The organism is Tritonibacter litoralis (assembly GCF_009496005.1).
GTDB classification, from domain to species: Bacteria; Pseudomonadota; Alphaproteobacteria; order Rhodobacterales; family Rhodobacteraceae; genus Epibacterium; species Epibacterium litoralis.
In genome coordinates this window covers 41199-47198 of sequence record NZ_WIBF01000018.1, presented here as the reverse complement: position 1 = coordinate 47198, position 6000 = coordinate 41199, and the positions used below count along the sequence as shown (strand labels likewise).

The 6000-nt window shown below is 55.6% G+C and carries 5 protein-coding genes and 1 pseudogene; 1 reads left to right on the top strand and 5 read right to left on the bottom strand.

The features are described from left to right. Nucleotides 1–977, bottom strand: a 977-nt coding sequence (locus GFB49_RS19380) for an ABC transporter ATP-binding protein (protein ID WP_153217714.1), incomplete at its 3' end; no start/stop codon positions are given. 9 nt (nucleotides 978–986) lie between these two features. Further along, nucleotides 987–2573: a glycerol-3-phosphate dehydrogenase gene (gene glpD / locus GFB49_RS19375; RefSeq protein WP_153217712.1), complete on the bottom strand. Its 1587-nt coding sequence runs from the start codon at nucleotides 2571–2573 to the stop codon at nucleotides 987–989. 81 nt (nucleotides 2574–2654) lie between these two features. On the opposite strand from glpD, the gene GFB49_RS19370 reads away from it, so the two are divergent. After that, the gene (locus GFB49_RS19370; protein ID WP_343032646.1) at nucleotides 2655–3578 is read left to right on the top strand and encodes a DeoR/GlpR family DNA-binding transcription regulator; all 924 of its coding nucleotides are present in this window, start codon (nucleotides 2655–2657) and stop codon (nucleotides 3576–3578) included. 113 nt (nucleotides 3579–3691) lie between these two features. Here GFB49_RS19370 and tnpC read toward each other — a convergent pair. From tnpC to GFB49_RS19355, 3 genes and pseudogenes are all read right to left on the bottom strand, one after another. Beyond that, nucleotides 3692–5207: pseudogene (tnpC, locus tag GFB49_RS19365) on the bottom strand (IS66 family transposase). Nucleotides 5208–5262: 55 nt separating this feature from the next. Next, the gene (gene tnpB / locus GFB49_RS19360) at nucleotides 5263–5616 is read right to left on the bottom strand and encodes an IS66 family insertion sequence element accessory protein TnpB (protein WP_214644988.1); all 354 of its coding nucleotides are present in this window, start codon (nucleotides 5614–5616) and stop codon (nucleotides 5263–5265) included. Next, a complete protein-coding gene (locus tag GFB49_RS19355) occupies nucleotides 5613–5999 on the bottom strand; it encodes a transposase (RefSeq protein WP_153217710.1) in 387 nt (128 codons plus the stop codon). Before GFB49_RS19355 ends, tnpB begins: the two co-directional genes overlap by 4 nt. Nucleotide 6000 lies beyond the last annotated feature (1 nt).

Sequence of the window (6000 nt, the reverse complement as noted above, 5' to 3'; positions counted from 1 at the left end):
TGGATCCCATGCACCAGCCCCACCCAGGTCTCACCATGGTGGTCCAAATGCACAAATGTCTCGGACCCGGTCAGCTCGGTTACCACCAGACGGGTGTCAAATGTCATCAAACCCGCCGCATGCGCCGTGATTTCCACATGGTTGGGACGGAACCCCGCCACATAGCGCCCATCCGCCAGATCCGCCATCGGACCCACGGCATCTGCCGACTGCCCATCGCCAAACATGATCTTCTTGCCCGTCTTGGACACCTTCAGGAAATTCATCGGCGGATCGCTGAACACCCGCGCGGTTGTTGCATCCACCGGCTGACGGTAAACCGACGGCGTCAGACCAAACTGGGTCACACGCCCTTCCCACATGGTGGCGGTATTGCCCCCCAACAACAGCGCCTCTTCCGGCTCGGTTGTGGCATAGACAAAGATGGATCCCGCCTCTTCAAAAATCTTCGGGATCTCCACCCGCAGCTCTTCGCGCAGTTTGTAATCCAGGTTCGCCAAAGGCTCATCCAGCAGAACCAGACCCGCATCCTTGACCAGCGCGCGCGCCAGCGCACAGCGCTGCTGCTGACCACCGGACAGTTCCAGCGGCTTGCGCTGCAACATCGGCGTCAGCTGCATCAGATCGGCTGATTTCTTCACCGCCGCGTCAATCTCGGCGCTGGATTTGCCCAGCAACCGCAGCGGCGATGCAATATTGTTGTAAACTGTCATCGACGGGTAGTTGATGAACTGCTGATACACCATCGCCACCTGACGATCCTGCACCCGCATGCCGGTGACATCATTGCCTTCCCAAAAGATCTTGCCCTTGGTCGGCGCGTCCAGACCCGCCATCAGGCGCATCAACGAGGTCTTGCCCGAAAGCGTCGGCCCCAACAGAACGTTCATCGTCCCTTTGTTCAGTGTCAGATCGGTGGGATAAATATGGGTCGCCCCATTCACCACCTTTGACACATCTTTTAATTCGAGCGTCATAGCTCCCCCCTATTTCGCCGCGGCAGTCACTCCGGCCGCCACGCGACTTTTCATCCAAATGTCCAAAGCAGAGATTTCCTCTTTACTCAGACGTAGGCCCAGTTTGCTGCGCCGCCACACCACATCGGCGGCACAGCGCGCGTATTCTTTTTCAATCAGCCAATTCACCTCACGCTCGGTGAGCGTAGCACCAAAATCCTGCCCCAGATCGGCTTTGATCGCGGACCCCTTCAGAATGTCACGCGCTTCACTGCCATAGGCTTTGACCAGACGTGTGGCCCAGCGTTCATCCAAAAAGGCAAACTGCGTCTTCAGATTGGCAATCATCTGCGCCACGCCATCCACCGGGAAATCCCCGCCGGGCAAGGCAACACCCGCAGTCCAAGGTTTATCAGCCGCCGGGAACACGGTCTGGATCTTCTCCAGCGCGCTTTCGGCCAAACGGCGATAAGTGGTGATCTTCCCGCCAAAAACGTTCAGTGCTGGGGCACCGCGAGACTTGTCCAACTTCAGAACGTAGTCGCGCGTTGCGGCAGTGGCACTATCGGCTCCATCATCATAGAGCGGCCGAACACCTGAATATGTCCAAACAATGTCTTCTACTGCGATAGGTTTTGCGATGTACTGGTTGATGAAGTCGATCAGATAATCACGCTCTTCATCTGTGCATTCAGGTTTCTGAGACGGATCGGCGTGTTCCGCATCTGTTGTTCCGATGAGTGTGAAATCAGTTTCGTAGGGTATAGCAAAAATAATGCGGCCATCGGTGCCTTGAAAGAAATAGCACTTGTCGTGGTCAAACAGTCTTTTGGTTACGATATGGCTTCCACGAACCAAGCGGACGCCTGCCGAACTGTTGCTTCTTAGAGTTCCGCGCAACACGTCACCAACCCAAGGACCAGCTGCATTAACAACCATCCGTGCTGTGCGCTTTGTGGTTTCGCCTGTATTCGAGTTCTCAGATGTGACTGTCCAGACGCCATCCGTAACATCTGAGCCCAGCACTTTCTCGCGTGTAAAGATGTCTGCGCCGCGATCTTCAGCATCGCGAGCATTAAGAACGACAAGCCGTGAGTCTTCGACCCAGCAATCCGAGTACTCAAACGCCTTTTTGAACTTCTTGTTGAGAGGTGCACCCTCTGGTGCGGCGTGTAGATCGAGACTTTTCGTGCCCGGTAGGATCTCGCGGCCACCGAGGTTGTCATACATGAACAAGCCTAGACGAATAAGCCAAGCCGGACGCCGACCTTTCATCCATGGCATCACAGTACCAAGCAACTTCGATGTCGGTGTGGTGCCATCGAAACGCATGTCCCTATGGAAAGGGAGGACAAAGCGCATCGGCCATGAAATATGAGGCATTGCTTTCAGCAGTACTTCGCGCTCGATCAACGCTTCACGAACCAACCGAAATTCAAAATATTCGAGGTAGCGAAGTCCGCCATGGAAGAGTTTCGTGGAGGATGCTGAAGTAGCTCCACCGAGATCGTTCATTTCCAGGAGGCAGACTTTAAGGCCTCGGCCAGCGGCATCGCGCGCGATCCCGCAACCGTTGATTCCTCCACCAATGACCAAGAGGTCATAGTCCTTACGCATGGTTATCCTCCCAAAGCGGTTCTCCCGACCGCTAACGCCTCTTTCGAGTACTCTGGCTTTTTGAACAGAAAACGCGCATAAATGGAAGATATTTTTGTTCGTTTTATTTCCTTTTCTCTTAACTATCTGATAAAAAAGCTATTTTTCACTGATTTTCGCGCCCAAAAGCGTAAACGAGAGAGTCGATGGTCGATACAAGCAAACGCACTATGCTCTATCAAGAGTTTGGGAGAGAAAATGGTTCAAACGTTGCGAAAGCCCGAAATTATTGAGATGGCCCGCAGGGAGGGCAAGGTGACCGTCGACATGTTGGTCGATCACTTTGGCGTGACGCCTCAAACAATACGGAGAGACCTAACCGAGTTGGCCGAGTCTGGTCAGCTCGAACGCGTACATGGTGGCGCCATTCTACCGTCAACCACTATGAATATTGGGTATATTGAACGACAGGAGCTCAACCAGCCTTCCAAAGTTGACATCGCTAGAGAGTGCGTTCGACATATTCCCAACGACTGCTCATTATTCTTAAACATTGGGACGACAACCGAAGCTGTAGCCTCTGAGCTGCGTCGGCATACTGGGCTACTTGTCGTCACGAACAACCTTAACATCGCAAACAAGCTCGCCCACGAATCAAGTCTTGAGGTTGTTGTAACTGGCGGCGACTTGCGTAGGGCTGATGGAGGGTTGGTCGGTGCAGTTGCCAGGGAAACAGTTTCGAGGTTTCGCTTTGACTTCGCGATCATCGGCTGTTCGGCGCTTCACCCTGGAGGTGACATCCTAGACTTTGACACCCGTGAGGTTGGGGTCAGTCAGGCGATCATCAGTCGCAGTGACAAGGTTTTTCTGGCTGCAGATAACTCAAAGTTTGACCGCAAAGCACCGATCAAAATTGCAGGCTTGCCTGAGATAGATGTGTTCGTGACAGACAAAATACCTCCCACTGAATTTTCCGATGCATGTAAAGGCAATGATACTCAAGTTATCGTCGCAAAGAATCGCTGACGTCAGACAACTCCCCCGCTCACAAAACAGAACGCTAAGCCACCCCGTCACTAGGATGTGACGGGTGCAACGGTCTTGAGCAGAACTGAAATGGTTTGTAAGCGGTGCGCTGATTACACGGTTTTAGCGTACTTCCATGGCAGCAGTTCGTTGATGTCCGTTTGTTTGTGGCCTTCTGCGATAGCTGTCAGGACGCCGGACAGATAGCCGTGTGGTTCGATCCCGTTGAGCTTGCAGGTCTCGATGAGGGACGCGATTACTGCCCAGTTTTGTGCGCCTGCGTCATGGCCCGCGAAGAGCGCGTTTTTTCGGTTTAGGGCGATGGGGCGGATGGTGCGCTCGACTGCGTTGTTATCGAGTTCGATGCGGCCATCGTTGAGGAAAAGGATCAGCCCATCCCAGTACTTGGCGATGTATTTCAGGGCCTCTCCGGTCGGGGATTTAGCCGAGACGCGGGCACGGCTTTGGGCCAGCCAAAGTGCGAAGGCGTCAATGATAGGTTTTGAGCGGTCCTGTCGTGCTGCCTGGCGTTGCTCGGCTGATTGGCCGCGCAGGTCCTTTTCAATGCGATAGAGCGCCTGGATTTGAGCCAGGCCTTCTTGCGCGATCGGGGCCGCACCGGACTGGGTGACATCGTGCAATTTACGGCGGCGTGCGCCCAGCAATAAGCCAGTGTCACACCCTGAGCCGGGCGTTTAAGCAACCGATTGTAGCCTGCGTATCCGTCCACCTGCAGGATGCCGCTGAAGCCTTTCAAAATATTGTCTGCATGCTGGCCGGATCGTCCTGGCGCATAGGTGAAGGCAACGCCGGGCGGGTCCTCACCGCTCCATGGCCGGTCATCCCGCGCAAGGGCCCAGAAGTATCCCGTTTTTGTGCGTTTGCGCCCCGGGGCCAGAACCGGCGCGGGGGTTTCATCCATGAACAGCTTGGTTGATTGCTTCAGGTTGCTCAGCAGCGCGTCATAAACTGGTGTAAGCTCAAACGCTGATTTACCTACCCACGCGGCCAGGGTTGAACGATCCAGATCGATCTCCTGACGGCTGTAGATCTGCGCCTGACGGTAAAGTGGCAAGTGGTCTGCGTATTTCGAGACAAGCACATGTGCCAGCGTGGCCTCGGTTGGCATGCCGCCTGCAATGATGTGGACGGGAGCTGGGGCTTGGACGATCCCGCCTTCACAAGACCGACAAGCATATTTGGGTCGACGGGTAACGATCACCCGGAATTGGGCTGGAATGATATCCAAGCGCTCACTGACATCTTCGCCAATGACATGACCCTCAGTTCCGCAGGCGCAGGAGCGCTCTGGTTCAATGACCACCTCCACGCGCTCAAGATGCTTGGGCAATGATCCCCGATTGGTCTGGCGTGGCTTTGGTGATCGTACCGGCGCGGTGCGGTGCGTTCGTCGGCGTCGATCTCGGCTTCCACCTGCGCGATGGCGGTCTCGATATCTTCGAGCTCCAGCTCATATTGGGCCGGATCGATCTTCTCCGATTTGGCCCCGAAGAGCGCCTTCTTAAAAGAGGCAACCAAAGCCTCAAGCCGCGCATTCTGATCCTGCTGCGCACGGATGATCGCCTTCAACTCAGCTACGTCATTGGGTAATTCATCAGGGGCAGTCATGCCTGTTTCTATAACAAAACAAGGGCAGAATGACCCGTGCAAACGGCCTTGTGTGTCACTCCGCCGCAGAGGGCGCTGCCACCTCCAAGGGCCGCACGCGTCGCCAATCCAAACCTGCGAACAACGCCTCAAACTGGGCCGGTTCGAGCCGCATCACCCCGTTCTTGATCGCGGGCCATTTGAAGCTGTTATCCTCAAGCCGCTTGTAAGCCATCACCAAGCCGCTGCCGTCCCAGTAGATCAGCTTCAGGCGATCCGCCCGCTTGGCACGGAACACATAGACCGACCCGTCGAAAGGCTTCTGGCGCAGGTGGCTCTGTACCAGAGCGGCCAGCCCATCATGGCCCTTGCGGAAGTCCACCGGATCACTGGCCACAAAGATCCGCACCGTATGGGAGGGGGCAATCACGTCGCCATGGCCCGCGCAATCTCAGCAATCCGCGCCGCTGGCGCCCCAGCATCAAGACGAACAGTGACATCGCCTATGATCACATCAAGCGTGCTGGAGGATGCCGTGGGAACAGGCTGAGCGACAGGCGCAAGCGTCTCAACCTCAACAGGCACAAAGTCCATGCCGTCCAAGATGGGCAAAACCAGCTTGCCCTGCCGCGCCATCCGACGCCAATCAGGCACCGTACTCGGGATCAACTCATACCGCTTGGCAACCGCCTTGACCGTCTCGCCTTCAATCAACGTCTCCGCCACAATACGAGCCTTCAACTCCGGCGGCCAATTCCGTTTGCCATCCGCACGGCGCGGCACACTTGCCAGAAACTCGCTTATAGCTCCCATC